The 26,303-nt window shown below is 75.0% G+C and carries 28 protein-coding genes and 1 riboswitch; of the genes, 15 read left to right on the top strand and 13 right to left on the bottom strand.

Annotated elements, in window-relative coordinates:
• Nucleotides 1-106 precede the first annotated feature (106 nt).
• Nucleotides 107-679, bottom strand: a complete 573-nt coding sequence (locus ABT247_RS15955; protein WP_350743147.1) for a GNAT family N-acetyltransferase — start codon at nt 677-679, stop codon at nt 107-109.
• Nucleotides 680-721: 42 nt separating this feature from the next.
• On the opposite strand from ABT247_RS15955, the gene ABT247_RS15950 reads away from it, so the two are divergent.
• The gene (locus ABT247_RS15950) at nt 722-1,594 is read left to right on the top strand and encodes a hypothetical protein (RefSeq protein WP_350743145.1); all 873 of its coding nucleotides are present in this window, start codon (nt 722-724) and stop codon (nt 1,592-1,594) included.
• A gap of 202 nt (nt 1,595-1,796) precedes the next feature.
• On the opposite strand, the gene ABT247_RS15945 is transcribed toward ABT247_RS15950, so the two are convergent.
• The gene (locus ABT247_RS15945; protein WP_350743143.1) at nt 1,797-2,645 is read right to left on the bottom strand and encodes a M23 family metallopeptidase; all 849 of its coding nucleotides are present in this window, start codon (nt 2,643-2,645) and stop codon (nt 1,797-1,799) included.
• A gap of 12 nt (nt 2,646-2,657) precedes the next feature.
• Nucleotides 2,658-2,817, bottom strand: a riboswitch (cyclic di-AMP (ydaO/yuaA leader).
• 198 nt (nt 2,818-3,015) lie between these two features.
• Between ABT247_RS15945 and ABT247_RS15940 the strand changes: the two genes are divergently transcribed.
• The 10 genes from ABT247_RS15940 to ABT247_RS15895 all read left to right on the top strand — a co-directional run bounded on the left by ABT247_RS15940 (nt 3,016) and on the right by ABT247_RS15895 (nt 11,178).
• On the top strand, nt 3,016-3,306 hold the full coding sequence (locus ABT247_RS15940) for a YiaA/YiaB family inner membrane protein (protein WP_350743141.1): 291 nt from the start codon (nt 3,016-3,018) through the stop codon (nt 3,304-3,306).
• 111 nt (nt 3,307-3,417) lie between these two features.
• Entirely contained in the window at nt 3,418-4,242 is an 825-nt protein-coding gene (locus ABT247_RS15935) for an alpha/beta fold hydrolase (protein ID WP_350743139.1), read from the top strand.
• 67 nt (nt 4,243-4,309) lie between these two features.
• A complete protein-coding gene (locus ABT247_RS15930; protein ID WP_350743137.1) occupies nt 4,310-4,891 on the top strand; it encodes a TetR/AcrR family transcriptional regulator in 582 nt (193 codons plus the stop codon).
• 619 nt (nt 4,892-5,510) lie between these two features.
• Nucleotides 5,511-6,746: an ATP-binding protein gene (locus tag ABT247_RS15925; protein WP_350743151.1), complete on the top strand. Its 1,236-nt coding sequence runs from the start codon at nt 5,511-5,513 to the stop codon at nt 6,744-6,746.
• A gap of 42 nt (nt 6,747-6,788) precedes the next feature.
• Nucleotides 6,789-7,202, top strand: coding sequence for a roadblock/LC7 domain-containing protein (locus ABT247_RS15920; RefSeq protein ID WP_350743135.1), 414 nt, complete (start codon nt 6,789-6,791; stop codon nt 7,200-7,202).
• Complete coding sequence (locus tag ABT247_RS15915; protein ID WP_350743133.1) at nt 7,199-7,546, top strand: DUF742 domain-containing protein; 348 nt, start codon at nt 7,199-7,201, stop codon at nt 7,544-7,546. Before ABT247_RS15920 ends, ABT247_RS15915 begins: the two co-directional genes overlap by 4 nt.
• Nucleotides 7,524-8,150 carry a GTP-binding protein gene (locus ABT247_RS15910; protein ID WP_350743131.1) on the top strand — a complete coding sequence of 209 codons (627 nt, stop codon included), beginning with the start codon at nt 7,524-7,526 and terminating at the stop codon, nt 8,148-8,150. Before ABT247_RS15915 ends, ABT247_RS15910 begins: the two co-directional genes overlap by 23 nt.
• Nucleotides 8,147-9,673, top strand: coding sequence for a cytochrome P450 (locus ABT247_RS15905; protein ID WP_350743129.1), 1,527 nt, complete (start codon nt 8,147-8,149; stop codon nt 9,671-9,673). Before ABT247_RS15910 ends, ABT247_RS15905 begins: the two co-directional genes overlap by 4 nt.
• Nucleotides 9,637-10,755 carry a cytochrome P450 family protein gene (locus ABT247_RS15900; RefSeq protein ID WP_350743127.1) on the top strand — a complete coding sequence of 373 codons (1,119 nt, stop codon included), beginning with the start codon at nt 9,637-9,639 and terminating at the stop codon, nt 10,753-10,755. The genes ABT247_RS15905 and ABT247_RS15900 overlap by 37 nt, the downstream gene beginning before the upstream one ends.
• A 141-nt stretch (nt 10,756-10,896) precedes the next feature.
• A complete protein-coding gene (locus ABT247_RS15895) occupies nt 10,897-11,178 on the top strand; it encodes a hypothetical protein (RefSeq protein ID WP_350743125.1) in 282 nt (93 codons plus the stop codon).
• Between the two features lie 72 nt (nt 11,179-11,250).
• On the opposite strand, the gene ABT247_RS15890 is transcribed toward ABT247_RS15895, so the two are convergent.
• Both ABT247_RS15890 and ABT247_RS15885 read right to left on the bottom strand, forming a co-directional pair.
• The gene (locus ABT247_RS15890) at nt 11,251-12,060 is read right to left on the bottom strand and encodes an isocitrate lyase/PEP mutase family protein (RefSeq protein ID WP_350743123.1); all 810 of its coding nucleotides are present in this window, start codon (nt 12,058-12,060) and stop codon (nt 11,251-11,253) included.
• 17 nt (nt 12,061-12,077) lie between these two features.
• Nucleotides 12,078-12,569 (bottom strand): carboxymuconolactone decarboxylase family protein, encoded by a 492-nt coding sequence (locus ABT247_RS15885; RefSeq protein WP_350743121.1) that lies wholly within the window; start codon nt 12,567-12,569, stop codon nt 12,078-12,080.
• Nucleotides 12,570-12,735: 166 nt separating this feature from the next.
• Here ABT247_RS15885 and ABT247_RS15880 point away from each other — a divergent pair, with 166 nt between their 5' ends.
• The 3 genes from ABT247_RS15880 to ABT247_RS15870 all read left to right on the top strand — a co-directional run bounded on the left by ABT247_RS15880 (nt 12,736) and on the right by ABT247_RS15870 (nt 14,960).
• Nucleotides 12,736-13,506 carry an NRDE family protein gene (locus ABT247_RS15880; protein ID WP_350743119.1) on the top strand — a complete coding sequence of 257 codons (771 nt, stop codon included), beginning with the start codon at nt 12,736-12,738 and terminating at the stop codon, nt 13,504-13,506.
• Nucleotides 13,507-13,637: 131 nt separating this feature from the next.
• Nucleotides 13,638-13,943 carry a hypothetical protein gene (locus ABT247_RS15875; protein WP_350743117.1) on the top strand — a complete coding sequence of 102 codons (306 nt, stop codon included), beginning with the start codon at nt 13,638-13,640 and terminating at the stop codon, nt 13,941-13,943.
• A 99-nt stretch (nt 13,944-14,042) separates the two neighbouring features.
• Complete coding sequence (locus ABT247_RS15870; RefSeq protein ID WP_350743115.1) at nt 14,043-14,960, top strand: undecaprenyl-diphosphate phosphatase; 918 nt, start codon at nt 14,043-14,045, stop codon at nt 14,958-14,960.
• A gap of 105 nt (nt 14,961-15,065) precedes the next feature.
• Here ABT247_RS15870 and ABT247_RS15865 read toward each other — a convergent pair whose 3' ends face one another.
• Both ABT247_RS15865 and ABT247_RS15860 read right to left on the bottom strand, forming a co-directional pair.
• The gene (locus tag ABT247_RS15865; RefSeq protein WP_350743113.1) at nt 15,066-15,890 is read right to left on the bottom strand and encodes an alpha/beta fold hydrolase; all 825 of its coding nucleotides are present in this window, start codon (nt 15,888-15,890) and stop codon (nt 15,066-15,068) included.
• Between the two features lie 94 nt (nt 15,891-15,984).
• Entirely contained in the window at nt 15,985-16,893 is a 909-nt protein-coding gene (locus ABT247_RS15860; RefSeq protein WP_350743111.1) for a sigma-70 family RNA polymerase sigma factor, read from the bottom strand.
• A 180-nt stretch (nt 16,894-17,073) separates the two neighbouring features.
• On the opposite strand from ABT247_RS15860, the gene pdxR reads away from it, so the two are divergent.
• Nucleotides 17,074-18,522: a MocR-like pyridoxine biosynthesis transcription factor PdxR gene (pdxR, locus tag ABT247_RS15855; protein WP_350743149.1), complete on the top strand. Its 1,449-nt coding sequence runs from the start codon at nt 17,074-17,076 to the stop codon at nt 18,520-18,522.
• Nucleotides 18,523-18,635: 113 nt separating this feature from the next.
• On the opposite strand, the gene ABT247_RS15850 is transcribed toward pdxR, so the two are convergent.
• The 7 genes from ABT247_RS15850 to ABT247_RS15820 form a co-directional block, all read right to left on the bottom strand.
• Complete coding sequence (locus ABT247_RS15850; RefSeq protein WP_350743109.1) at nt 18,636-18,818, bottom strand: DUF6126 family protein; 183 nt, start codon at nt 18,816-18,818, stop codon at nt 18,636-18,638.
• 46 nt (nt 18,819-18,864) lie between these two features.
• Nucleotides 18,865-19,506: a helix-turn-helix domain-containing protein gene (locus ABT247_RS15845; RefSeq protein WP_350743107.1), complete on the bottom strand. Its 642-nt coding sequence runs from the start codon at nt 19,504-19,506 to the stop codon at nt 18,865-18,867.
• Nucleotides 19,507-19,581: 75 nt separating this feature from the next.
• A complete protein-coding gene (locus ABT247_RS15840) occupies nt 19,582-21,315 on the bottom strand; it encodes a pyruvate dehydrogenase (protein ID WP_350743105.1) in 1,734 nt (577 codons plus the stop codon).
• A 128-nt stretch (nt 21,316-21,443) separates the two neighbouring features.
• Nucleotides 21,444-23,849, bottom strand: coding sequence for a glycoside hydrolase family 65 protein (locus ABT247_RS15835; RefSeq protein ID WP_350743103.1), 2,406 nt, complete (start codon nt 23,847-23,849; stop codon nt 21,444-21,446).
• The gene (locus ABT247_RS15830; protein ID WP_350743101.1) at nt 23,846-24,595 is read right to left on the bottom strand and encodes an HAD family hydrolase; all 750 of its coding nucleotides are present in this window, start codon (nt 24,593-24,595) and stop codon (nt 23,846-23,848) included. Before ABT247_RS15830 ends, ABT247_RS15835 begins: the two co-directional genes overlap by 4 nt.
• A gap of 122 nt (nt 24,596-24,717) precedes the next feature.
• Nucleotides 24,718-25,518: a VOC family protein gene (locus ABT247_RS15825; protein WP_350743099.1), complete on the bottom strand. Its 801-nt coding sequence runs from the start codon at nt 25,516-25,518 to the stop codon at nt 24,718-24,720.
• A gap of 192 nt (nt 25,519-25,710) precedes the next feature.
• Nucleotides 25,711-26,172 (bottom strand): SRPBCC family protein, encoded by a 462-nt coding sequence (locus ABT247_RS15820; RefSeq protein ID WP_350743097.1) that lies wholly within the window; start codon nt 26,170-26,172, stop codon nt 25,711-25,713.
• Nucleotides 26,173-26,303 lie beyond the last annotated feature (131 nt).

Raw genomic sequence — 26,303 nt, 5'->3', positions numbered from 1 at the left:
CAGGAGCTGAGCGTCGAGATCGACGCCGGCGGCCTGGCCGCCCGCGCGATGCTGCGCACCCCGGCCGGGCCGATCGGCCCGGCCGGGCCGCTCGGGCCGGCCTGGGTCATTCGGTCGGGCCGGGCCACTCGTCCACGAGCAGCGAGTACTGGTGGGAGTCGGACCAGACGCCGCCCTTGTGTACGTCGTGCCGGATCCGCCCCTCCAGCCGGAAGCCGAGCTTGGTGAGCACCCGCGCGGCGGCCGGGTTGTCCACGTCCGTCCGGGCGGCCAGCCGGTGCAGCCCGAGCGGCCCGAAGGCGAACCCGCAGAGCAGCCCCGTGATCTCGGTCGCGTAGCCGCGGCCCCACACCTCGGGGCGCAGTACGCAGCCGAGCTCGGCGGAGCGGAACCCGCCGAGGGTCAGGCCGGCGTGCGCGACCGGCACCGCCTCCGCCGGGTCCTCGGCGTCCTCGCGGCGGCAGACGGCGAGCTGGTAGGTGCTCCGGTCCTCGGCCATCGCCTCCTCCAGGTACAGCTCGAGCTGGTCGGCGCAGGTGTCGCGGTCCCGCGGGCCGAAGGTGAGGTGGCGGGTCACCTCGGGGTCGCCGAGCAGCGCGTGCAGCGCGTCCACGTCCTCCGGGGTGTGGTGGTACTCGCGGATGGCCAGCCGGGGGCCGGTGAGTCGTACGGGGACCATGGGTGCCGACCCTACCCGCGCCCGGCGGCTACCGTTCGGGGCATGAACGACGATGACCTGCGGCTCGCTCCGCGCACCAGGGCCGCCGACCTGCTCGCCTGGGCGGCCGAGCAGGGCCGCGCGCCGGTGGCCGAGGCGCCGCTGCGCACGGTGCTGGCGCTGCTGGAGCTGGGCGAGGGCAGGATGCACGACGGCTGGCCCGAACTGACCTCCGCCGCGGTGGAGCACCTGCTGTACGAGCGGCTGCACCTGTACGTCCAGCCGGCGCCGGACGCCGATCCGCTCGCCTACGGGGACGCCGTACGGCTGCTGGTCGACCACCAGCGGGCGGTGAAGCGGCTGAACGCGAAGCGCCAGGAGCGGCTGCACGCCGAGGCCGAGTGGCAGGGCGAGGTCGCGGCGGGGCTGCTGCGCCGCGCCGACCTGGTCACCTGGCCGCGGCTGTACGCGGTGCTGCTGCACGCCCACGGGGTGGACACGGCGGACGGCGCGGCGGTGCGGGACTGGCTGACGGGCTTCGCCGGGCTCGGCGAGGAGGAGCGGCTGGCCGACTACGAGGCGCTGGTGCCGGCCGGCTGGCTGGACGAACCCGACGAGCAGGGCTGGGGGCCGGGCCGGGTGCTGTCCGTCGGCATGGCCACCGATGGTGCGCGGCGGCTGCTGGAGCAGGGTCTGATGCGGCGCAGCTACCGCAACCTGGCCGAGCTGACCGCGCTGGGTCGGCCGATGCCGGACGAACTGGCCGGGGACTTCGGCCGGTTCGAGGCGGCGGCGGCCGAGGTGGCGCTCGACCTGTTCGGGGAGTGGACGGTGCCCGGGCTGCCGCGGCTGCTGGTCGAGGAGTTCCCCGAGCTCGCGCCGGAACCGGGGCCGGAGGAGATCGACGCCTACCTGGCGCAGTTGCCGGCGGAGTGAGCAGTCCGGCCGCCGGAGTGACCGGCCCGGCCGGTGGTGGACCGACCGGCCCGGCCGTCGACGAGTGGGGTGGACGCGCGGCCAGGCCCCGGGGCGCACCCGGGGCCTGCCCGCAGAGCCCGTAGAGGTCGTGGCGGCCCCCGGAGACCCGGCGACCCGGCGACCCGGCGGCCCGGAGGCCGCGGCGGGCCCGGGGGGTTCGTTACGGGGTGAGGCCGCGCTGCTCGAGCCAGGTCTCCGGGTCGACCGGCGCGCCGCCGTCCGGGCGGACCTCCAGGTGCAGGTGCGGGCCGGTCACGTTGCCGGTCGCGCCGACCTTGCCGATCTGGTCGCCGGGGGCGACCTTGCCGGAGCCCTTGATGATCGACGAGAGGTGGCAGTACCAGATCTCGGTGCCGTCGGGCAGGGTCTCGACGATCCGGTAGCCGTACGCGCCGGACCAGCCCGCCGAGGTGATGGTGCCCTGGCCGACCGCGTACACGGGGGTGCCGGTGTCGGCCGCGAAGTCCAGGCCGGTGTGCAGGTGGGCCCAGTAGCGGGCGCTCTGGCCGTAGTGGGCGGAGAGGTTGTAGTCCTTCACCGGCAGGGTGAGGGCGGCGGCCTTGGCGCGCTCGGCCTCCTCGGCGGCACGCTTGGCGTCGGCCTCCTTGGCGGCGGCCTTGGCCTCGGCCTCCTGGGCGGCCTGCAGGCGGGCGCTCTCCTCGGCGGCGGTGCGCTGGCTGTCGGCCTGCTGCTGGATGCGGGCGGCGAGCGCGAGGCCGGGGTCGGCGGCGAGGGTGACCGGCGTCTCGTCCGGGGCCGCGACGGCGGGCGCGGCGGCCGGGGTGGCGGAGGCGAAGCCGGTGGCGCCCAGGGTGGCGGCGACGGCGGTGACGCCGAGGAGCGGGGAGGCCCCGCGGGTCTGACGCGGCATCCGGTGGCGGTTGGCCTCGGCCTCCGGGGCGAACCCGTCGGTGCCGAGGGACTCGGTGCCGTCCGGGCCGGGGTGGTCGAGGAGCTGGGTACCGGCTGCGGGGCCGGCCGGGTGTGCCGGGGTGTGCGTCGACGCCACGGAGGCGCGCTCCTTTCCTTCCTTCGCGCCTACCGGGTTAGCTGACGGGTTCGGAGCAGGAAGGTCTCCTACGGCCGGGCCTGGGCCCCGCCGATTCACCCCAGGGAAACGTGGTTCCCCGGCTCCCTGGCCTGCCCGGAGGCCGGCCGGTGGGATTAGGCGACGGCGCACGGTGCCGTCTTGGGTACGGCGTTGACGACCGCGCTGCGTTATCAAACGTTAATCCTAGGAGGCTCTGATTCCAAGCCATCCGCCCGGGACGACCGGGGTCCAGGTGATCGGACGTCAACGAACGACCCGTCATTCACCCGGGTTCATCTGAGTACTCCTACTCATGTGCGACCCTTCGATGCCGTCGCATCCTGTCGCCATGACCGCACCGATGCAGACCCGCACCACGGCCGCCTACTACGCCCAGGCCGTCCTCTCCTTCGCCGTCTCCGGCGTGGCCCTCGCCGCCGGGATCGCCTACCTGCCCGTCGGGGCGTGGACCCGGGCGTTCCTCGGGATCGGCTTCCTCTACACCGTCACCTCCGCGTTCACGCTGGCCAAAGTCATCCGGGACCGGCAGGAGTCCGCGGACACCGTCGCCCGGGTCGACCAGGCGCGGCTGGAGAAGCTGCTGGCCGAGCACGACCCGTTCCGGGTCGAAGGGGTCTGAGCCCCCTCCCGGTCCGACACGGGGACGAAGGGCGGGGCGGCGACCCTTGACGGCTAAGGCTATTAGCCGTAGCTTTTTGGCTATCGGCAGCACACACCGTGGAGGACCACCGTGAACGGCACCAGCACCCCGAGCACCCAGTACCTCGACGTCCCCGGCGGCCGGATCGCCTTCGACGACACCCGGCAGGGCGACGGCGCCCCCGTCGTCCTGCTCCCCGGCATGCTCGACAGCCGTCGGGCCTACCGGCACCTGCACCCGCTGCTCACGGCGGCCGGGCACCGGGTCATCACCATGGACCTGCGCGGCTTCGGCGAGTCCTCGATCGTGTGGGAGGACTACAGCCCGGCCGCCATCGCCACCGACGTCCTCGCCCTGCTGGACCACCTCGGCATCGAACGGGCCGTCCTGGTCGGGCAGTCCTACACCGGTGCCACGGCCGTCAAGGTCGCCGGGGACGCACCCCAGCGGGTCGCCGGGATCGCGCTCATCGACTCCTTCGTGGAGCACCGGTCCAACGCCCTCATGCGGGGCGTGATGGCCGTGATGGGCACCGCACTGGTCCACTGGCCCGCCGCCTGGGGCCTCTACCTGCGCAGGATGGCCTTCCCCGGCCCCCGGCCCGCCGACCTCGACGCGTACGTGGACGGCCTCGTCGCCGCCCTGCGCACCCCGGGGCGCAGGACCGCCACCCGCGGGCACGTCACCGGGGACTCCGCGCCGATCGGCTGGTGCGCGGCCGTCCGCTGCCCCTCGCTCGTCCTGATGGGCAGCAAGGACCCCGACTTCCCGGACCCGGCGGCCGTCGCCGACCGGCAGGCCGCCGCGCTCGGCAGCCGGAAGGTGATGATCGAGGGGTCCGGCCACTACCCGATGGCCGACAACCCGCAGGCCGTCGCGGACGCCCTGCTGCCCTTCCTCGGCGAACTCGCCTGAAGTCGCCCGGAACCGCCTGGAACCGCCCGAAGCCGCCGGCCCGCGTCCGTACGGAGAACCCGAACCCATGCCCCGAGTAGGACTGACCCCGGAGCAGGTCGTCGACCACGCCCTCGCCCTCATCGACGAGCAGGGCACCGAGGCCCTCACCCTGGCCTCCGTCGCCGCCCGCGCGGGAGTCGCCACCCCCTCCCTGTACAAGCACGTCAGCGGCGGCCTCACCGAACTGCGCCGGCTGCTCGCCGTCCGGGTCACCGAGGAGTTGGCCGGCCGGCTCGCCGACGCCGCGGTCGGCCGCAGCGGCGACGACGCCGTCGCCGCCGTCCTGCGCGCCTACCAGGCCTACGCCACCGAACACCCCCACCGCTACACCGCCCTGCCCCAGGCGCCCCGGCCCGACGACGACCTGACCCGCGCGGCCGCCCGCCTCATCGGCGTCATCCTCGCCGTCCTCCGCTCCTACGGGCTCGACGGCGCCGAGGCCATCCACGCCGCCCGCACCTTCCGCTCGCTCGCCCACGGCTTCGCCTCGCTCTCCATCACCGGCGCCTTCCAGCGCGCCGAAGACCTCACCACCACCCATGACCGCCTCGTCACCACCCTGACCACGAGCCTCCGCACCTGGCCGAGGTCGGAGTCGGAGCAGTAGCCGAGGAGGAGCGCAGGAGGAAGCGCAGGAGGAAGCGCAGGAGGAAGCGCAGGAGGAAGCGCAGGAGGAGCGGAGCACCCGCGACGCGAACGGCGCCGGGGAAGCGGGGAGAAGGCGCGCCGGCACGGGAAGTCGGCCGGGCCGACTTCCCGTGGGCGGAAGCGGGCGAACCTTCGGCAAGAGCGGGCAGCGGCCGCCGCCGGGGGGAAGCTCGGGAGGGCGCCTGCCGGTGCGCGGCCGGACGTCGGTCGCGCGCCGACGACCGCCGGCACGGCGGCACGGCGGCACGCCGGCACACCGGCCGGGCCCCGCCCGGACGGCCGCTCCGGGCCCGCCCGGCACGGCGAGACGCCGCCCTCGCACCCGGCCGCCGCCCGTTCCATGACGCCGCGCACACACCTCTCTCACAACCGGGGACGGGAATCGGCCATCGACCGGCCCGTCGACCGGCGTCGGAAGACCCTGGCGGAGCGGGCCCCGCCCGGCTCGCGACCCCCGGGTCGAGGCCGAACGAAGCCGGATCGGCGGCGTATTGACGGGATTTTGACAAGATCCAGTCACTTGGCGAGATCCGTTCACACCTACGTAGGATCATCACCCTAGAATTCGCCGCGTGACGATGACTCAGTGGTCCGTAACGGCAACCGGCGTGCTCGCCGTCCTCGCCCTCGTGGCCGCCGCCCGGTACCGCGCCGTGTCCGTCACCCAGCGCGTCCGGGCCGACCGGCTGCAGGACGAACTCACCCGGCTCCAGGACCAGCTGACCGCCGAACTCTCCCGCCGGGGCGCCGACCTGGCCGCCGTCCAGCAGGAGCAGGAGCTCACCGCCTCCACCCAGCGGGCCTTCCTCAGCGTCGCCCGCCGCATCCTCGTCATGGCCCACGACCAGCAGGCCCTGCTCGACGACATGGAGCGCACCCACGACGACCCGGCCCTGCTGGAGGGGCTGCTCAAGGCCGACCACGCCGCAGCCCAACAGGCCCGGCTGGCCCAGACCCTGGCCGTCCTGTGCGGTGCCCGGGCCGGACGGCACTGGCCCGAACCGGTCACCCTGGAGGACGTGGTGCGCGGCGCCCAGTCGCGCATCCTGCCGTTCCAGCGGGTGGTGGTCCGCAGCCGGATCGAGACCGCCGTGGTCGGCGCCGCCGCGGAGGCGCTGATCCACGCCATCGCCGAGCTGCTGGACAACGCCACCCGCTACTCGCCGCCCAGCACCCAGGTGTTCGTGACCCTGATGCCGGTGCACAACGGCGCGGTGATCGAGATCGACGACGGCGGCGTCGGCATGCCCGAGCAGGCCGTCGCCAAGGCCGCCGCCGCCCTCGCCGGGGGCAGCACCCTGGAGGTCTCCCGGCTCGGCGAGGTGCCGCAGCTGGGCCTGGCCGCCGTCGGCCGGCTCGCCGAGCAGTACGGCTTCCGGGTCACCCTCAGTTCGGCGCCCTCACCGTACGGCGGGGTGCGCGTCGTGGTGCTGCTGCCGAACGCCCTGCTCACCGAGCCGCTGCCGCCCACCGTCCCCGGCCTCGGACCGGACGACCGGGCGTTCACCCCCGACCCCCGCCCGACGGCCGGCCACCCGACGACCGGCCACCCCCACGCCGCGCACCCGATGGTGGAGACCCCGCCCACCGTCCGGCCCGCGGCGAGCGGCGACACCCCGCCGCCGCTGCCCCGCCGGAGCCACCGCCGCGACCGCGCCGACCGGCCCGCCCAGCACGCCGCTCCCCCGCCGCCGGCCCCGCCGTACCGCTCGGCCCGCGACGCGCAGGCGTTCATGGCGATGTTCCAGGCCGGCACCGCCAGCGGCCGATCGGCTGCCCGGGGCCAGACCCGGACCCCGCCCGGCCACCACTGACCGTCCCCCTCCCCCCGACTTCCCCAGGCCCCGGAGAGTTCCATGACCACCACCCCCGACCTCGGCTGGCTGCTGGCCGACATCATCGCCGTCCCGCAGGTGCAGCACGCCGTCGTCGTCTCCAACGACGGCCTGGAGATCGGCCGCAGCGCCGACATCCCGCGCGAGGACGCCGAGCGGCTGGCCGCGGCCTGCTCCGGCCTGCAGTCGCTGGCCCGCGGCGTCGCGACGGGCTTCGGCGGACCGGGCAGCGCCACCCGCCAGATCATCATCGAGTACGGCGGCGGCTACCTGTTCGTCGTCGCCGCCGGGGCGGGGGCGCACCTGGCCGTGGTGGCCGGCGAGGCGGTGGACGCCGGGCTGGTCGCCTACCAGATGCAGGTCCTGGTCGAGCGGATCGGCACCCACCTCACCAGCCCGCCCCGGGTCGACCACGGGGCCGGGAGCCAGCGGTGAGCGGGCCCGTCCGGCCCTACGTCATCACCGGCGGCCGCAGCCGTCCCTCCCAGGCCGACCTGGCCGTCGAGAGCCTGGTCAGCGCATTATCCGAGCTCCCGGAACTGCCCGAGCACGTCCAGCTCAACCGGGAGCACCGGCGCATCCTCGGGCTCTGCCACAGCCTGCTGTCGGTCGCCGAGGTGGCGGCCCACCTGGGGCTGCCGCTCGGGGTCGTCAAGGTGCTGGTCGGCGACCTCAGGGACCTCGGCGCCGTGCAGGTGCTCCCGCCCGTTCCGCAGGCCGAACGCCTGCCCACAACCCTCCTGGAAGAGGTGCTCGTTGGCCTCCGCCAACTCCGCTGAAGCCCCCGCCGACCTGCCGTCCGCGCCGCAGTACCTGCCGTCCTCGGTGCAGGGCGCGGTCAAGATCCTGGTCACCGGCCCGTTCGGGGTGGGCAAGACCACCCTGGTCGGCTCGCTCAGCGAGATCACCCCGCTGCGCACCGAGGAGACCATGACCGCCGCCAGCAGCGGCGTGGACGACCTCACCGGGCGCGGCGGCAAGTCCACCACGACGGTCGCGCTGGACTTCGGCCGGATCACGCTCAACTCCCGGCTCGCCCTGTACCTGTTCGGCACCCCCGGGCAGCAGCGGTTCTGGCCGCTGTGGGACGACCTGTCGCGCGGTGCGCTCGGCGCCATCGCGATGGTGGACCTGCGGCGGCCGGACGAGAGCTTCGACGTGCTGGGCCGGCTGGAGGAGCAGCGCATCCCGTTCGCGGTCGCGGTCAACACCTTCCCGGACACCCCGAGTTACCCGGAGGAGGAGCTGCGCTCCGCGCTGGACGTGCTGCCGGAGGTGCCGATCCTGTACTGCGACGCGCGCGACCGGCGGCAGGCCTACGACCTGCTGATCGACTTCGTGGACCACCTGCACCGCAGCTCGCTGCTGGAGCTGCAGCGGTGACCGCGCCCGAGCCGCCCCGGGCCGCCGGCTGCCCGGTCGCGCACGGCGGGGCGGGGTACGGCCCGGCCGGCCACGGCGCGGCGGGACCCGGCGCGGCGGGACCCGGCGGTGCCGCGTACGGCGCTCCCGGCGCCGGCACGCCGCTGACCCCGCTGTACGGGCAGGCCGTCGCCGACGACCCGCACGGCCTGTACGCCCGGCTGCGCGAGCGCCACGGGCCGGTCGCGCCGATCGAGCTGGAGCCGGGCGTGGAGGCCTGGCTCGTCATCGGCTACGCCGAACTGCTCGAACTCACCCGCAACGAGGCGCTGTTCTCCAAGGACTCGCGGCACTGGCGGGTGCCCGCCGAGGGCCGGCTCGCCCCGGACTCCCGGTTGCAGCCGATGACCGCCTGGCGGCCCACCCTGCTGAACCTGGACGGCGCCGAGCACCAGCGGCTGCGCGCCGCCGTCTCGGACACCCTGGCCCAGATCGACCACCGGCAGCTGCGCGAGACCACCGAGGCCGCGGCCGACGGCCTGATCGACAGCTGGGGCCCGGACGGCACCGCCGACCTGATCGGCCAGTACGCCCGGGCGCTGCCGCTGCTGGTCTTCACCCAGCTGGTCGGCCTGCCCACCGGGAGCGGGCCGCGGATGGTCGAGCTGATCAGCCACTTCGTGGACAGCGGCCCCGAATCGGTGCGCGCCGCCGAGGAGTTCCAGGCGGCCCTGGCCGACCTGGTGCGCCGCCGCCGCGCCGCGCCCAGCGCCGACCTGACCTCCTGGCTGCTCGCCCACCCGGCCGGGCTGAGCGACGAGGAGGCGGTGCACCACCTGGTGGTGCTGATGGTCGCGGGCAACGAGACCTCCATCAACTGGATCGGCAACACGCTGCGGCTGCTGCTGACCGACCGGCGGTTCAGGGCCACCCTGACCGGCGGGCGGCTGACCGTCTCCGACGCGCTGGAGGAGGTGCTCTGGCGCGACCCGCCGACGCAGAACTTCCCCGGCCGCTGGGCCACCGGCGACACCGTGCTCGGCGGCCAGTACATCAGCGCCGGCGACATGCTGGTGCTCGGCCTGGCCGCGGCCAACGCGGACCCGGCCGCCCAGGGCGCCGCCTCCGCCGCGCAGGGCTCGCTCGGCGGCAACCGGGCGCACCTCGCCTGGGGCGCGGGCCGGCACGTCTGCCCGGCCCAGCACCCGGCCCGGATCATCGTCGAGACCGCCGTCGAGACCCTGCTGCACCGGCTCCCGGACCTCCAGCTCGCCGTCCCGGCGGGCGAGCTGGCCTGGCGGCCGTCCCCCTGGTCGCGGGCGCTGGTCGCCCTCCCGGTGCTGTACAGCGCCTTCACCCCGCCCCGTCCGCCAGTCCCCGAGAGGCCCGCATGGTCACCGCCGCAGACTCCGCCGGAACCCGCCCCGAGCCCGTCCGGCTCGACCCCTTCGGACGCGACCAGCACCACGAGAACGCCCGGCTCCGGGCAGCCGGTCCAGCGGTCCTGGTGGAACTCCCTGGTGGGGTGGTGGTCTGGGCGGTGACCCACCACGACACCCTGCAGTCCCTGCTGGCCGATCCGCGGGTCGGCAAGGACGCCAGGCTGTGGACCGCCTTCCGGGAAGGGCGGCTGCCGGAGGGCTGGCCGCTGCTGAACTTCGTCACCGTGCCCGGCATGGTCACCGCCGACGGCGAGGACCACCGGAGGCTGCGCGGGCTGGTCAGCCAGGCCTTCACCCCGCGCCGGACAGCCGCGCTGGCCCCCGCGATCGAGGCCCGGACGGCCGCGCTGCTGGACGCGGTGGCCGACGTGGCCGACCGGGAGGGCGCGTTCGACCTCCGCGAGCACTTCGCCTACCCGCTGCCGATGCAGGTGATCGGCGAACTGCTCGGACTGGCGGTGGAGCAGCAGGACGAACTGCACGCGCTCTCCGACACCCTGGTCTCCAGCTCGGCCACCCCGGCGGCGGCCGTCGCGGCGCAGCGCGGCCTGAACGCGCTGCTGGCGTCGGTGGTGGCGGCCAAGCGGGCCCGGCCCGGCGACGACCTGACAACCGACCTGATCGCCGTCCGGGAGGCCGGGGAGGGGCTCAGCGAGGCCGAACTCGTCGGCACCCTGCTGCTGATGCTGGTGGCCGGGCACGAGACCACGCTCAACCTGATCACCAATGCCGTGCGGGCCCTGCTCGCCCACCCCGACCAGCTGCGGCTGGTCCTGGACGGCGCGCAGCCGTGGTCCGCGGTGGTGGAGGAGACCCTGCGGTACGACTCGCCGGTCGGGCAGTTCCCGCTGCGCTACGCGGCCGAGGACATCGAGGTCGGCGGCGTGGTGATCCGGCGCGGCGAGGCGCTGCTCGCCTCGTACGCGGCGGCCGGGCGCGACGCGGGGCACTACCCGGACGCCGACCGCTTCGACATCACCCGGCGGCCGCTGCGGCACCTGTCGCTGGGCCACGGCCCGCACTTCTGCCTCGGCTCGGGGCTGGCCCGGCTGGAGGCGGAGACGGCGCTGCGGCTCCTGTTCGCCCGGTTCCCGCGTCTGGCGCCGGCGCCGGGGCGGGTGGACGAGCCGATCGGTTCGTTCGTCAGCAACAGCGTGCGGACGCTCTGGGTGACGGCCGGGTAGGGACGGCCGGGGGACGCGACGGCCGGGGGACGCGATGGCGGCGGGACGCGACGGCCGGGGGACTGACCGCCCGGGCGGACCGACGGCCCGGAGGGCGGCGGCCGGGGAGGGTGACGGAGCGGGCCGGGCGGTTACCTGAGGGTGGCCCCGGTCGTTCGGCAGGGCATGAAGAAACTCGCCACCCTCGCCGCCCTCACCATGGCCGGCCTCGCCCTCGCCGCCCCGGCGGCCTCCGCCGCCACCCAGACCGCCTCCTCGCCGGACGCCACCGGCGGCCTCACCGACGGTCTCAACCTCTCCCCCGCCGACATCGCCCTCCGGACCGCGGGCAAGCTCCCCGTGGTCGGGCACACCGCCGATGAGGTGGAGGCCATCGGCACCAACCAGATGTCCCACCCGGGGCTCAGCGGCCAGATCGGCTGACTTCCCCCGCTCGGCCTCGGACGGCTCGACCGGCTGACCGACCCCCGTCCGGTCAGCCGGTCGAGCCGGGGCTCAGTCCGCGCAGAGCTCGTTGAGCTGCTGGTACGTCAGCCCACCCACCAGGGAGGTGTACGTGCCGCTCGCGTACACCTCCTCGGCCGCGCGGCGGACCGCCGCGTACGCCACCTCGGCCAGGCCGGGGCCGAGGCTGATCCGGGCCACGCCGAGCTTCGCCAGTTCGGCGACGGACGGGGACCCGGGGCCGGCGAGCACGTTCAACGGCGCGGGCACGGCCGCGACCAGGGCCGCGATGGTCTCCGGGTCGGCGACACCGGGGACGAACACGCCGTCCGCACCCGCCTCGACGTACATCCGCAGCCGGCGGACCGCCTCGTCCAGCCGGCCCCCGGGCTCGCCGAGGCCGCGCAGGAAGACGTCGGTGCGGCCGTTGACGAAGAGCCGGACGCCCGCGGCTGCGGCCGCCTCCCGGGCGGCCGCGATCCGCTCGGCGGCCGTCTCCGGGGCGTCCGCGGCGTCCTCCAGGTTCACGCCCACCGCGCCGGTGGCGAGCAGCGCGGCGACGGTCTCGCCGACGGCCGCGGGGGTGTCCGCGTAGCCGGTCTCCAGGTCGGCGGTGACCGGCAGGCCGACCGAGCGGACCACGTCGGCGGTCCGGGCCAGCACCCGCGCGGGGTCGGCGCCGCCGCCGTCCGGGCTGCCGAGCGACCAGGAGACACTCGCGCTGGCCGTCGCCACCGCCTTCGCCCCGGCGGCGGCCACCAGCCGGGCGCTCGCCGCGTCCCACGCGTTGGCCAGCACCACCGGGTCGCCCGGGCGGTGCAGTTCCCTGAGCAGCCGGGCCCGCTCCTGCTGGGTGGTCATGGTCGCCGCCGCCCCGTTCACTTCGCCGCCGGGCTCATCCGGGTGGCCACGCCGATCCGGTTCCAGGCGTTGATGGTGGCGATCAGCGCGATCAGCTGGGCGAGTTCGGTCTCGTCGAAGTGCGCGGCGGCCTCCTGGTACACCGCGTCCGGCACGTGCCCCTGGGTCAGCAGGGTCACCGACTCGGTGAGGGCCAGCGCGGCGCGCTCGCGGGCGGTGAACCAGGGGGTCTCGCGCCAGGCCGGGAGGGACAGCAGCCGGTGGTCCTGCTCGCCGTTCTTGCGGGCGTCCGTGGCGTGCATGTCGATGCAGAAGGCGCAGCCGTTGATCATCGACGCGTGCACCTTGACCAGCTCGGCGAGCACCGGGTCGACGCCCTGCCGGGACGCCCGGTCCACGGCGGACATGGCCTGGTAGAAGGCGGGGGCGAGGCTCCGCACGGCGAGGCGCTGCTCCGGCGCCGGCACCGGGCCCCCGGGAGCGGTGGCGGTCTCGTTGGTCGTCGTCATGCCTGCCAGCGTAGGGACGCAGTGGCCTGCCTCCCTGGTGCATTCGGCGCCGATTTCCTTGGGCCATTTCCGCTGCGCGAACAGGAGTGCGAGGATCGCTGAGGGGCCCCGGCGGGACTCCGCCGGGGCGAGCGTAGGGCGAGACGGGACCGTGTGCACGGCGTTCGTGAGCATCGAACCGGCAGCGGCGGTGCCGGTGCTGCTGCTGTCCGTCCGGGACGAGTACCTCGGGCGCGGCTGGCTGCCGCCCGGCCACCACTGGCCGGACCGGCCCGGACTGCTCGGCGGCCTGGACCTCGCGGCCGGCGGCACCTGGCTGGCCGTCGACCCGGCCCGGCGCACCGCCGCCTGCCTGCTGAACGGCTTCGGGCCGTCCGCTCCCGCCGACGCCCGGCTCAGCCGCGGCCGACTGCCGCTCACCGCCCTCCGGGACGGCGGGATCGGCCACCTCGACCTCACCCCGTACGACCCCTTCCACCTCGTCCAGGTCGGCCCCGAGGGCGCCCGGGTCACCAGCTGGGGCGGCGGGCGGAAGGCCGAGCGCCGTTTGCCCACGGGGCTCAGCGTGGTGCTCAACGACGGGCTGGAAGGCGCGGCCGCCGACCACACCGCCCCGGAACGGATCCGGACCGTGCTGGCCGCGCGCGCCGCCCACTTCCGGGCCCGGTTCGCCGCCGTCCCCCGGCCGCAGCCGACCGCCGACGGGCCGGCCGCCGCGGCCTGGGGCGGGTGGCTGCCGATCGTCACCGGGGACGGGCTGGCGCCGGACGAGGACGCCGCGCTGATCCAGCGGCGGGACTTCGGCGACGGACGGATCTGGGGCTCCACCTCGATCTCCCTGCTGGCGATGGGCCCGGGGCTGCTGCGGTACGACTTCGCGGCGGCGCCGGTGCCGGCGGACGGGTCGGGGTGGCAGCGGGTGGCCACCGCCGCTTGAGCCGGGCCGGGACCCGAGCCGGGCCGGAACCCGAGCCGGGCCGGGACCTGAGCCGGGCCGGGACTTGAACCTGACGCTGCGGGAGGCGGCATCGTGGGCGTCCGTTGCCCAGCCACCCGAAGGAGTCCGCGATGTCCGCACCGTCCGCTCCGCCCGCGCTCCCCGCCGCGGTTCGTTCCCGCGTCCGCGTCCGCGCCCGCACCTGCGCCCGTCGCCGTCCCCGACGCCGCCGCCCGCCCGCGCTGCTGCCCGCCGTCCTGGCCGTCGCCCTGCCGCTGGTGGGCACCCCCCTCGCGGTGACCGCCGGGGTGCTGCTCGGCGACGCCGTGCACCGCGCGGCCCCGGCCGCCGCCGTACCCGGCGCGGTGGCGGGCGCGGTGGCCGGGGCGCTCGTCCGGGGAATCGGGGCCGGTGTCTCCCAGGCGTACGGTCGATGAACTTCCAGCGGCAAGGCTGCCGGCCGTCTACATGCCCGTAGTAGCTTCGCGGAGGCCACCGCGATCGGGCGGCCGCAGACCCCCGAGCGAAGGTGCGCGATGTCCACCCTGACCTACCCGGAAGCGATAGGCGTCGGCCTGCTGCAGGGTGTGACGGAACTCTTCCCGGTCTCCAGCCTCGGTCACAGCATCCTGCTGCCGGCCCTGATCGGCGGGAAGATCCAGCAGGACCTCGACATGACCGCCGAAGGCTCCTCCTACCTCGCCGCCCTGGTCGCCCTCCACCTGGCCACCGCGCTCGCGCTGGTGGTCTTCTTCTGGCGGGACTGGGTCCGCGTGGTCAGCGGCCTGATCAGCTCCGCCCGGTACCGCCGGGTGCGGACCCGGGACGAGAAGCTCGCCTGGCTGCTCATCATCTCCACCATCCCGGTCGGGGTGGCCGGCCTCGTCCTGGAGAAGGCGCTGCGGCACGCGCTCGGCAAGCCCGTCCCGGCCGCCGTCTTCCTCGCCCTCAACGGGCTGGTGCTGCTCGGCGCCGAGCGGCTCAAGCGCGGCGGCACCGGCCGCCGCCGGGCCGGGCACGCGGCACCGGTCGACGAGCCGGGCACGGACCCGGCGATCGCCTCCGACCACCGGCTGACCAGGCTCGGCTACGGCCAGGGCGCCTGGATCGGCGCCGCCCAGATCCTCGCCCTCTTCCCGGGCATCAGCCGCTCCGGCGTCACCATGAGCGCCGGCATCCTGCGCGGCCTGCACCACGAGGACGCGGCCCGCTTCTCCTTCCTGCTCGCCACGCCGGTCATCCTGGCCGCGTCGGCGCTGAAGGTGCCGGAACTGTTCAAGCCGGAGAACTCCGCCGTGCTCGGCCCGGTCGCCGCGGGAAGCGTCGCGGCCTTCGTGGCCGGCTACGTCTCGGTGCGGTTCCTCACCAGGTACTTCGAGACCCGCAGCCTGACGCCGTTCGCGGTGTACTGCTTCCTGGCCGGCGTCGGCAGCGCGGTCTACCTGTCGGTCTGAGCCGCCGCGGCCCGCTGAACGCCTGCCGCTGACCGCCTGCCGTCGCCTGGCGCCCGCCGCCCGCTGAACGCCTCCCGCTGAACGCCTCCGCCGCCCGCCGCCCGCTCAGAGGCTCGCCACGGCCGACAGGATCACCTCGGCGACGGCGGCCGGCTGCTCCACCAGGACGAGGTGCCCGGCGTCCGGGACCGTCACCATCGTCACCTGCGGGCACGCCTCCAGGGCCTCCCGCTCGGCCGGCTGGAGGCCGATCTCGTCGTGGTCGCCGCGGACGACCCAGGTCGGCAGGCCGGTGGCGCAGAGCCGGTCGACCAGGCTGCCGTACCGGTCCAGGTACTCGTAGTACCGCCGGACGACGTGCCGGGCGAAGGCCGGGTCGGTCGTGCCGACGTCGGCGGACAGCGCCTCGGCCCGGGCGGGCGGCAGGCTGTGCTTCATGGCCGTCGGCATGCTCTTCATCATCCCGGCCCAGGCCAGCGCCCCCAGTCCGGGCACCTGGCCGAGGTGGTCCATGACGGTCAGAAACTTCGCCTCGTCGCGCCGGGAGAAGGTCGGCGACAGCAGCACCAGCGGGCCGGAGAACAGGCCGGCCGCGGCCGTCTCCAGCACGACGTTCGCCCCGAGGCTGTGGCCGACCAGGACGTCGCAGCCGCGCTCGGCGGCGAATCCGGCGATCAGACGGGCGTAGTTGTCCATCGTCAGGTCCTCGGGCGGGGTCGTCCCGCCGAAGCCCGGCTGCGTCACCGCCGTCAGCCCCACCCCCGAGGAGGCGAGGGCCGGCTCGGCCATCACGTCCTCGTACCAGACCGCGCTGCACATCCCGCCGGGCAGCATCATCACCCGGTGCGGGGCGTCGGCCGGGCCGGCCTCCCGGACGTCCCAGCCGTCGCCCCGGTGTCCGTCGCGGTCGTCGTCCACGTGCTCGTCCATGCGGGAGAGTCTGGGCTCGCGCCGCGGGCCCGGCGGGGACTGTGCTCCGATCGGAGTGTGTCGCCCGCCGGGACCGCGGCGGTCCGGCGGGCCGTCAGGCCGTGAGGCCCAGGGCGGCCAGGCGGACCGGGTCGGTGAGGATGTCCATCCTGGTGATCCGGCCGTCGTGGATGGTGAACGACATGACCGACAGCGGGCGGCCCTCGGCGAAGGAGACCACCCCGGGCGAGCCGTTGACCAGCACCGGGCGCCCCTCGGCGGCGAAGCGGGCGAAGGCGACCGCCTGCGAGGCGACCTCGGCGGCGCCCCGGCGCAGCACGCTCGGCACCAGGGTGCCACCGTCCGAGCGGGCCACCACGTCCGGGTCCAGCAGGCTCAGCAGCGCCTCGAAGTCGCCGCCCCGGGAGGCCGCCAGGAAGGCCTCCACCACCTCGCGCTTGCGGGCGGCGTCGGAGTCCGCGGCCGGGGTGGCGCCCTGCACCCGGCGGCGGGCGCGGGAGGCCAGCTGGCGGGTGGAGGCGGAGGTGCGGCCGAGCACCTCGGCGATCGCGTCGAAGGGCACGTCGAACATGTCGTGCAGCACGAAGGCCACCCGCTCCGCCGGGGTGAGCGTCTCCAGGACCACCATCAGCGCGAGCCCCACCGAGTCGGCGACCAGGATCTCCTGCACCGGGTCCGGTGCCGCCGGCCCGCTGACCACCGGGTCGGGCAGCCGTACCCGGCCGTCCTGCTCGGGCATCGGGTCCTCCCGGCGGGAGGCGCGGGCGCGCAGGTGGTCCAGGCAGACCCGGCCGACCACGGTGGTCAGCCAGGCCCCGAGGTTCCTCACCCCGGTCACGTCGCTGCGGCTCAGCTTCAGCCACGCCTCCTGGACGGCGTCCTCGGCCTCGGCGACCGATCCGAGGATCCGGTAGGCCACGGTCCGCAGTTGGGGGCGCTCGGCCTCGAAGCGCTCGGCCAGTGCGTCGGCCGGGGACCCGGTCCGGTAACTCTCCTCGTTCACCTGTCACATCCTCGCGTCGGGATCCGTCGGATCACTGACGGACGCTAACCCGACCGGAGGAGGCCGCGCGATCATCCGATGAACATCCGGACCGACTTCTTCGATCTCCTCGGCACCACCGTCGAGGAGCCGCCGGCACCGCCGGAACCCAGCACCGGAACCGGGCGGCGGCAGGCGAGAATGAGGCCCGTGAACGGCTCCTGGACCTCCTTCGGCGGCGACCTCCACCTGGACCTCACCGAGCGGCGCGCCGCCGGCGCCGGGCTGCGGGCCGCCCTGGAGGACGCGCTGCGGGAGGCCGTCCAGGACGGCCGGCTCGCTCCCGGCACCCGGCTGCCGTCCTCCCGGGCCCTCGGCGAGGACCTCGGCATCGCCCGCAACACCGTGGTGGAGGCCTACGGCCAGCTCACCGCGGAGGGCTGGCTCAGCTCCCGGCAGGGCTCCGGCACCACCGTCGCCCGGCGGCAGCTGCCCGCACCCGCCGTACGGGCCGAGCGGGCGCAGCAGCCGCAGCGGACCGCCCGGCACGACCTGGTGCCCGGACGGCCCGACCTCTCGTCGTTCCCCCGCACGGCCTGGCTCGCCGCCGCCCGCCGCGCCCTCGCCACCGCCCCGCACGAGGCGCTCGGCTACGGCAGCCCGCTGGGCCGGATCGAACTGCGGGAGGCGCTCGCCCACTACCTGGCCCGGGTCCGCGGCGTGCGCACCGACCCCGACCACCTGCTCGTCTGCACCGGCGTCCAGCAGGGTCTGGGCATGCTCTGCGCGGCCCTGCGGGAGCGCGGGGCGCGCTCGCTCGCGGTCGAGGAGTACGGGCTGCCGCCGCAGCACGCGGTGGTGCGGGCCGCGGGCCTGGCCACCGTCCCGCTGCCGCTGGACGGCGAGGGCGCCCGGACCGACCGGCTCGACCGGCCCGACCGCCTGCACGCCGACAGCGGCGCCGTCCTGCTCACCCCGGCCCACCAGTACCCCACCGGCGTACCGCTGTCCGCCGACCGGCGGGCGGCCGCGGTGCGGTGGGCGCGCGAGCGGGACCGGTACGTCATCGAGGACGACTACGACGGGGAGTTCCGGTACGACCGGCAGCCGCTCGGCGCGATGCAGGCGCTCGATCCGGAGCGGGTGGTGTACGCGGGCACCGCCGCCAAGAGCCTCGCCCCGGGCCTCCGGCTGGCCTGGCTGGCCCTGCCGGACGCGCTGGTCGAACCGGTCGCCCGGCTGAAGGTGCTGGCCGACAGCATGTCCCCGGTGCTCGACCAGCTGACCCTGGCCGAGCTGATCACCTCGGGCACCTACGACCGGCACGTACGGCGGTGCCGCCTGCACTACCGGCGCCGCCGCGACCGCCTGGTCGCCGCCCTGGCCGAACACGCCCCGCACGTGCGGGTCACCGGCATCGCCGCCGGCCTGCACGCCGTCCTCGAGCTGCCGCCCGGCTCCACGCCCGAGGCCGAGCTGCTGGCCCGGGCCGAAGCCGCCGGACTCGCCCTCAGCAGCCGCTCCTGGCACCGCGCCGCCCCGTCCGACGAGGACGCCCCTCCCGCCCTGGTGATCGGCTACGCCACCCCACCGGAGCACGCCTTCCCGGCGGCCCTGGCGGCGCTCTGCGAACTGCTGCGCGGGGCGTGACGGGGCGGATGCCGGCCCCGCCTCGCATTTGGGGGGCGAACGCCGGTGCCCGCCTCCCGGGGGGTGGGGGCGGGCGCCGCGGGGGGGCGGCGCTTCGGAGCGGACCGGGGCGGTTACTTGTTCCGGCTGCCCAGTTCGAACAGCAGCATGATGAAACCGGCGAAGGCGTGGATCCCGGCGGTGTAGATCACCAGGCGGAGGTAGACCCGCTTGTTGGCCCACTTGCCGGCGTCCATGGTCTTCGGGCCGGTGGCGGTGTCGGCGGCGCCGGTGGCGGTGGTGGTGGGATCGGCCACGGGGATCTCCTCCAGGGTGTCTGACGGCAGGTCAGCGGGCGGCGGTTCAGTGCGCGGCGGGTCCGCCGCCGAGGCAGAGCTCGCCGCCGGGGCTCTGCAGCAGGGTGTGGATGAAGAGCAGTTCCACGCCGTCCTCGGACTCGGCGGCGATGCAGTGCGGGGTGAGCGAGTCGTAGTGGGCGGAGTCGCCGGGGGCGAGGTGGTGGGTCCGCTCGCCGAGGGTCAGCCGGAGTCCGCCGCGCAGGACGTACAGCCATTCCTCGCCGGGATGCACCCGGACCACCGCGTCCTGGACGCCCGGCGGGACGTGCACCCGCAGGGCCTGCATGGCGCGGCCGGGGGCGCCGGCCCGGCGGTAGCCCCAGCCGCCGGCGCGGCCGGGTTCGATGGCGCCGCCGCGGACCACCGGGTCCGGCTCGGCCATGGTCTCGCCGAGCAGGCCGGAGACGGAGGTGCCGTAGGCGCGGGCGAGACCGAGCAGGACGGGCAGGGAGGGCTGGCGGCGGCCGGTCTCCAGCCGGGACAGATAGGCTGGGGAGAGCCCGACCCGCGCCGCGGCGACCTCCAGGGTGAGGCGGCTGCTGAGCCGGTGCTCGCGGAGCCGGGCGGCGAGGCCCGCGGCCTCCTGGTCGTCGAGTCGCTCGCCGTGCTCGCCGGCGGCGGGGGCGCCGGTGGGGCTGGTGGTCATGTGACCAGTGGACACCTGGCGTGCCGCACGGGCAAGAAATTTGCCTCAGAGGCAAAGGCCGGGACCCGCCTCCGCTCAGGGCCGCGGGATGTTGCGCAGGTTGCTGCGGGCCAGGTCGATCATCCGCCCGACACCGCCGGAGAGCACCGTCCGCCCGGCCGCCAGCGCAAAGCCCTTCACCTGGGCGGCGGTGATGTACGGCGGGATGGACAGCGCGTTGGGGTCGGTGACGACGTCGACCAGTGCCGGCCCCGGCCGGTCCAGCGCCTCCGCCAGCACCTCCCGGACCCGGGCCGGCTCGGCGACCCTCTTGGCCGGGATGCCCATCGCCCGCGCGATGCCGGCGTAGTCCACGTCCCCGTTGTCGATCTCGGACTCGGGGTAGCCGGAGACCAGCATCTCCAGTTTGATCATGCCGAGCGCGCCGTTGTTGAACACCACCGTCTTCACCGGCAGCCGGTGCCTGGCCACCGTGAGCAGTTCGCCGAGCAGCATGCCGATCCCGCCGTCCCCCGCCATCGCGATCACCTGGCGCCCGGGGCAGGCGAGTTGGGCGCCGATGGCGTGCGGGAGGGCGTTGGCCATCGAGCCGTGCAGGAAGGAGCCGATCACCCGGCGCCGGCCGTTCGGCTGGAGGTAGCGGGCGGCCCAGACGTTGTTCATGCCTGTGTCCACCGTGAACACCGCGTCGGCGGCGGCCACGTCGTCCAGCACCGAGGCGACGTACTCGGGGTGGATCGGCAGGTGCTTGTCGATGTCCCGGGTGTAGGCGCCGACCACGTCCTCCAGCGCCCGGCAGTGCTTCCTGAGCATGGCGTCCAGGAAGCTGCGGTCGTCCTTCCCCTCGAGCAGCGGCAGCACGGCCCGCAGGGTGGCCGCGACGTCCCCGTGCACGGCCAGCTCCAGTGCGGTCCGCCGGCCCAGCCGGGTGGCGTCGTGGTCGACCTGGACGGTCCGGGCCTGCGGGAGGAAGGAGTCGTACGGGAAGTCGGTGCCGAGGAGCACCACCAGGTCGGCGGAGTGCAGCGCCTCGTGGCAGGCGCCGTAGCCGAGCAGGCCGCTCATCCCGACGTCGTACGGGTTGTCGTACTGGATCCACTCCTTGCCGCGCAGCGAGTGGCCGACCGGCGCCTTCAGGACCTGCGCGGCCTCCATCACCTCGGCGTGCGCGCCGCGCACCCCGGCGCCGCAGAACAGCGCGACCCTGCGGGCCGCGTTGAGCAGCCGGGCCAGCTCCTGCACCTGGGACCAGGGCGGTGCGGCGACGGCCTGTTCGGTCAGGAAGTGGCTGCTGCCGGTCGGTCCGGCGGCGGGCTGGGCGGCGACGTCCCCGGGGAAGGCGAGCACCGAGACGCCGGGCGAGCCGAGGGCGTGCTGGATCGCGATCCGCAGCAGCCGGGGCAGCTGGGCGGGGGTGGTGAGCATCTCGCACCAGCTGCTGCAGTCGGTGAACACCCGCTCGGGGTGGGTCTCCTGGAAGAAGCCGGTGCCGATCTGCCCGGACGGGATGTGCGAGGCGAGGGCGAGCACCGGCAGGCCGCTGCGCTGGGCGTCGTACAGGCCCTGGATCAGGTGGGTGTTGCCGGGGCCGCAGGAGCCGGCGCAGACCGCGAGGCGGCCGGAGAGCTCGGCCTCGGCGGCGGCCGCGAAGGCGCCGGCCTCCTCGTTGCGGACGTGCACCCAGCCGATCCCCTCGGCCCGGCGGATCGCGTCCACGACGGGGTTCAGGCTGTCGCCGACGACGCCGTAGACCCGCTCCACCCCGGCCTGCCGGAGCACCTCCACCATCTGTTCGGCCACGCTCGCCACGGGCGCACTCCTTCGGTCGACGCAGGACACCTGCACCCTCCGACGGGAGGGCGGTGCGCTGCACCCGGGGTGGGCCCAACGGGTGAGGGCCGCCCCGCGGCGGGAGCGGCCCCGGCCCGCCCGGGCGGCTACTCCGCCGCCAGGTGGTCGGTCTGCCCCAGCTTGCCGGCGGCCAGGCCCGCCTGCGGCTGGCGGCGGGCGGGTTCCCGGCCCGGGGGCTGGGCGCAGCGCTCCTGGGCGGGCGGGGCGGTGGTGGGCAGGGTGACCGGGGAGCCGGCCTTGACCTGCACCAGCTCGCCGTCGTGCCACAGGTGCATCACCTCGCCGCGGCGTAGCGTGTAGGTCGTCCCGTCGTGGCCGATCCGCACGCCGAGCAGGTTGTCGCGCACCAGCAGCGAGAAGCTGAGCCGCATCAGTCCGGAGGGCAGCCGGGGCCGGAACGACAGGGTCTCGGTGTGGTCGCGCAGCCCGCCGAAGCCGGCCACCAGGGCGATGCAGGCCCCGGCGAGCGAGGCCATGTGCAGGCCGTCGCGGGTGTTGCCGCCGAGGTCGTGCAGGTCCATCAGGGCGGCTTCGGCGGTGTAGTCGTACGCGAGGTCGAGTTGGCCGACCTCGGCGGCGATGACGGCCTGGGTGCACGCGGAGAGCGAGGAGTCGCGGACGGTGAGCCGCTCGTAGTAGGCGAAGTTGCGGGCCTTCTGCTCGTCGGTGAAGGCGTCGCCGCGGACCTGCATGGCGAGCACCAGGTCGGCCTGCTTGACCACCTGCTTGCGGTACAGGTCGAAGTACGGGTAGTGCAGCAGCAGCGGGTAGTTCTCGGGCGGGGTGTTCTCGAAGTCCCAGATCTGGTGGTGGGTGAAGCCGTCGGCCTGCGGGTGGACCCCGAGGTCCTCGTCGTACGGCACGTACATCGCGGCGGCGGCGTCGCGCCAGGCGGCGGTCTCCTCGGTGTCGACGCCGAGGGCGGCGGCCTCGCGCGGGTGGCGGACGGCGGCCTCGGCGGCGGCGCGCAGGTTGCTCTGCGCCATCAGGTTGGTGAACACGTTGTTGTCGGCGACGGCGCTGTACTCGTCGGGGCCGGTGACGCCCTCGATCCGGAACTTCCCGGCGACGTCGTGGTGGCCGAGCGAACGCCACATCCGGGCGGTCTCCACCAGGATCTCGAGGCCGTAGACGCGCTCGAACTCGGCGTCCCCGGTGGCCCGGACGTAGCGGGCGACGGCGGCCGCGATGTCGGCGCCGATGTGGAAGGCGGCGGTGCCGGCCGGCCAGTAGCCGGAGCACTCCTCGCCGCGGATCGTCCGCCAGGGGAACACCGCTCCGGCCAGGCCGAGCTGGGCGGCGCGTTCGCGGGCGAGCGGCAGGGTGGTGTGCCGCCAGCGCAGGGCCTGGTTGACGGCTCCGGGCAGGCAGTAGGTGAGCACCGGCAGGACGAAGGTCTCGGTGTCCCAGAAGCTGTGCCCGTCGTAGCCCGGGCCGGTCAACCCCTTGGCGGGGATGGCGCGTTCCTCGCTGCGGGCGCCGGCCTGGAGGACGTGGAAGACGGCGAACCGGACGGCCTGCTGGAGTTCGACGTCGCCCTCGATCTCGATGTCGCTGGTGTCCCAGAAGTCCTTGAGGAACTGCAGCTGTTCGGCGACCAGGCCGTCCCAGCCGGTGTACCGGGCGGCGGTCAGCGCGGCCTCCACCTGGTCCCGGACGGCGGGCAGCGAGCGGGTGCCGGACCAGCCGTAGGACATGAACTTGACCAGCCGCAGCCGCTGCCCGGCGCCGAGCACGGTGGTGACGCTGATCCGGCAGTGGTCGGACTCTGCCTCGGCGACGGTGTCGAGCCGCTCCGGGCCCTCGATGACGTGGTCCATCCCGGCCGCGACCCGGATGCCGCTGAAGCGGGTGCGGTGCACCAGGACGGCCTTGGTGCCGCTGGCGTGGTGCGCCTCGGCCTGGAGCGGGGCCTCCAGCACGGCGGCCGCGCGCGGATCGCCCTCGGGGCCGCCGGGCAGCTGCTCGTTGGCGACCAGCTCGGACTGGAGCACGATCCGCACCGGCCCGTCCACCGCCTCGACGCTGTACTCCACGGCGGCGATGGCGCGCTGGGTGAGCGAGACGAGCCGGGAGGAGCGCACCCGGATCGTCCGCCCGGCCGGGGAGCGCCACTCGGCCTCGCGGTGCAGCATGCCCTCGCGGAAGTCCAGCCACCTCCTGTGGCTGATCAGTTCGCCGTAGCGCAGGTCGAAGGGCTCGTCGTCCACCAGCAGTCGGATGATCTTGCCGTTGGTGACGTTGATGACGCTCTGGCTGGACTCGGGGTAGCCGTAACCGCCCTCGCCGTACGGCAGCGGGCGGAGTTCGAAGACGCCGTTCAGGTAGGTGCCGGGCAGGCCGTGCGGCTCGCCCTCGTCCAGGTTGGCGCGCAGGCCGATGTGCCCGTTGGAGAGCGCGAAGACGGACTCGGCGCGGGCCAGCGCGCCCAGGTCCAGGCCCTGTTCGGCGACCTGCCACGGATCGATCGCGAAGTTGTCCGCAGGACTCATGCGTCCTCGCCCCCCAGCAGGTCGGAAAGGTCGTCCACCACCACGGTGGCACCGTCGCGGCGGAGTTCGTCGGCCTGGCCGGTGCGGTTGACCCCGACCACGGCGCCGAAGCCGCCGGCCCGGCCGGAGGCGACCCCGGCGAGCGCGTCCTCGAAGACGGCGGCGTGCGCGGGTTCGACGCCGAGCTCCCGGGCCGCGTACAGGTAGGTGTCGGGGGCGGGCTTGCCCGGCAAACCCTGCTGCTTGGCGACCACGCCGTCGACGATCACGTCGAAGAGCTCCAGGATGCCCGCCGAGCGCAGCACGTCGCGGCAGTTGGCGCTGGAGGAGACCACCGCGCCGGGCAGTCCGAGCGCGCGCAGCCGGTGCACGTAGGCGACGGAGCCATCGTAGGGCTTCACCCCCTGCTCGCGGATCAGCCGCAGCACGGTGTCGTTCTTGGCTCGGCTGATCCCCTGCACGGTGCGGGCGTTCGGGGGGTCGTCCGCCGTCCCCTCGGGCAGATCGATGCCCCGGCTGTGCAGGAAGGCCCGGGTGCCGTCCAGGCGTGGTCGGCCGTCGACGTAGGTGTCGTAGTCGGTGACGGCGTCGAAGGGGACGAACTGCCCGCCGGTGCGGGCGGCTTCGGCGCGCAGGAAGGCGTCGAAGGTGTCCTTCCAGGCCGCGGCGTGGACCGTGGCGGTCTGGGTGAGCACCCCGTCGAGGTCGAAGAGGAAAGCGCGGATGTCGTCCGGTAGGCCCAGCATGGCTGCAGTCTTACCCGGATCGCGGAGGAAACCGCCCTTTCCCGGCGGCGCGTCGCGGGAAGGGCGGCTTCCGGTTGCCGGGCCGCCGGACCGGGGCCGGGCCGGCGGCACCGCGGCCGTCACTACGGCGAGTCGGGCATCTGCGCCTCGGGCGCCTGGATCACCGCGAAGGCGGCGCCCTGCGGGTCCCGGACCACGGCCATCCGGCCGGACTGCATGTCGAACGGCGGCTGGATGACCGAGCCGCCCGCCTTGACCAGGGCGTCCACCACGGAGTCGGTGTCGTCCACCGAGAAGTAGGTCATCCAGTGCGAGGGCGTGTCGCCCGAGAGGTACCCGGGGATCTTCTGCATGCCGCCCACCGTGCGGTCGGCGACGTTCAGCGAGTAGTAGCCGTCCATGCCCTGGATGGTGGCCGGGCGCAGACCCAGCGCGGGCTGGTAGAAGCGGCCGGCCGCTTCGGTGTCGGAGGTGTTGAGCTCGTTCCAGACCAGTGCGCCGGGCTCGTTGACGATGCCCGCGCCGATGAAGTCCATCGCCTGCCAGACGCCGAACACCGCGCCCGTCGGGTCGGCGGCGACCAGCATCCGGCCGAGCGTGCCGACGTCCATCGGGTCGTAGAGGATCGTGCCGCCGGCGTCGGCGATGGACGCCTTGGCCGCGTCGACGTCGTCCGAGGCGATGTGGGTGGTCCAGGCGACGGGCGGCACCGGCTGGCCCTCGGGCGCGGACTGGCCCATGATCCCGGCGACCGGGCGGTCGTTGAGCGTGCACACGGCGTAACCGCCGAACTCGGCCGGGCCGACCTCGCCCTGCCAGCCGAACAGGTCGCGGTAGAAGTCGATCGCGGCCTGCTGGTCGCTCGCCATCAGGTCGACCCAGCACGGGGTGCCGGGCTTGTACGGATCGGTCACTACGGGCATTGCTGGGCCTCCCGGAGGCGGTGGTGGCCGGCTGGGGTCGCCGGGCGGGCGACGGCCCGGCCCGGCCGGTCACGGTCGTCGGCGGGGACGGCCGTGCGACGGGGGTACACCGCCCACCTTCGGCCCGCCGTCCCGGATCCGCCACCCGACGGCACCCTGGCGGGCGACCGGGTACGGGGCGGCACCGGGCGCTCACCCGGTGTCGTGCCGCCTGGCGGTGACGAAGTACGGCTGCACCTTGCCGCTCTGCGCGTAGTCCTTCAGCCGGACGAGGAGTTCCGCCCAGGTGCCGGCCACCGCCGGGACTCCCTCCTCGCTGCCCGGCTGCCAGCCGCCGTGCCGGAACAGCAGCCGGGTGCGCTCGGGACCGCCGGGCTGGTCGGCGGGCTGGCCGGTGAGGTCCCAGCTGATCCAGGTGCCGGCCCAGTGCGGCGGGAAGGCGCCGGCGTTGGCCCACACCACCCGGTCCCGGTCGGCCCGCTCGCGGCGCAGCCGGAACGGCTCGGGGACGTCGGGGAAGTCGAGCAGCAGGACGTCGCCCTCCCGGTCCACGGCGGTCGTCCACCAGCCGGTCAGCCCGTCGTGGGTGTCGAGCGCGTCGAGCACCACGGCCCGGGGCGCGGCGATGTCGAGCTGCATGGCGATCTCGGGCATGGGGTCCGCCTTTCGGACAGCGTCTGCAGTGCCGCAGGGCCCCCTCCGGGGCACGCGGCCCCAGGGCCACCATGGCACGGCCCCCGGGCCCCACCCCCCCCGACGGCCCCGCCCCCTCGCCCCTCGCTCTA

The sequence above is a fragment of the Kitasatospora sp. NPDC001539 genome (genome assembly GCF_040298565.1).
GTDB lineage: Bacteria > Actinomycetota > Actinomycetes > Streptomycetales > Streptomycetaceae > Kitasatospora.
Note: the sequence above shows the minus strand (reverse complement) of the source record. Positions and strands in the feature narration are given on the sequence as shown.

Excerpts from the sequence above, each read along its gene's own strand:
- ABT247_RS15925 (WP_350743151.1), top strand. The coding sequence starts at position 5,511 with ATGACTCAGTGGTCCGTAACGGCAACCGGCGTGCTCGCCGTCCTCGCC.
- ABT247_RS15870 (WP_350743115.1), top strand. The coding sequence starts at position 14,043 with ATGTCCACCCTGACCTACCCGGAAGCGATAGGCGTCGGCCTGCTGCAG.
- ABT247_RS15830 (WP_350743101.1), bottom strand. The coding sequence starts at position 24,595 with ATGCTGGGCCTACCGGACGACATCCGCGCTTTCCTCTTCGACCTCGAC.
- ABT247_RS15875 (WP_350743117.1), top strand. The coding sequence starts at position 13,638 with ATGTCCGCACCGTCCGCTCCGCCCGCGCTCCCCGCCGCGGTTCGTTCC.
- ABT247_RS15940 (WP_350743141.1), top strand. The coding sequence starts at position 3,016 with ATGACCGCACCGATGCAGACCCGCACCACGGCCGCCTACTACGCCCAG.
- ABT247_RS15885 (WP_350743121.1), bottom strand. The coding sequence starts at position 12,569 with ATGACGACGACCAACGAGACCGCCACCGCTCCCGGGGGCCCGGTGCCG.
- ABT247_RS15955 (WP_350743147.1), bottom strand. The coding sequence starts at position 679 with ATGGTCCCCGTACGACTCACCGGCCCCCGGCTGGCCATCCGCGAGTAC.
- ABT247_RS15820 (WP_350743097.1), bottom strand. The coding sequence starts at position 26,172 with ATGCCCGAGATCGCCATGCAGCTCGACATCGCCGCGCCCCGGGCCGTG.
- ABT247_RS15950 (WP_350743145.1), top strand. The coding sequence starts at position 722 with ATGAACGACGATGACCTGCGGCTCGCTCCGCGCACCAGGGCCGCCGAC.
- ABT247_RS15920 (WP_350743135.1), top strand. The coding sequence starts at position 6,789 with ATGACCACCACCCCCGACCTCGGCTGGCTGCTGGCCGACATCATCGCC.
- ABT247_RS15890 (WP_350743123.1), bottom strand. The coding sequence starts at position 12,060 with ATGACCACCCAGCAGGAGCGGGCCCGGCTGCTCAGGGAACTGCACCGC.
- ABT247_RS15865 (WP_350743113.1), bottom strand. The coding sequence starts at position 15,890 with ATGGACGAGCACGTGGACGACGACCGCGACGGACACCGGGGCGACGGC.
- ABT247_RS15835 (WP_350743103.1), bottom strand. The coding sequence starts at position 23,849 with ATGAGTCCTGCGGACAACTTCGCGATCGATCCGTGGCAGGTCGCCGAA.
- pdxR (WP_350743149.1), top strand. The coding sequence starts at position 17,074 with ATGAGGCCCGTGAACGGCTCCTGGACCTCCTTCGGCGGCGACCTCCAC.
- ABT247_RS15825 (WP_350743099.1), bottom strand. The coding sequence starts at position 25,518 with ATGCCCGTAGTGACCGATCCGTACAAGCCCGGCACCCCGTGCTGGGTC.
- ABT247_RS15845 (WP_350743107.1), bottom strand. The coding sequence starts at position 19,506 with ATGACCACCAGCCCCACCGGCGCCCCCGCCGCCGGCGAGCACGGCGAG.
- ABT247_RS15930 (WP_350743137.1), top strand. The coding sequence starts at position 4,310 with ATGCCCCGAGTAGGACTGACCCCGGAGCAGGTCGTCGACCACGCCCTC.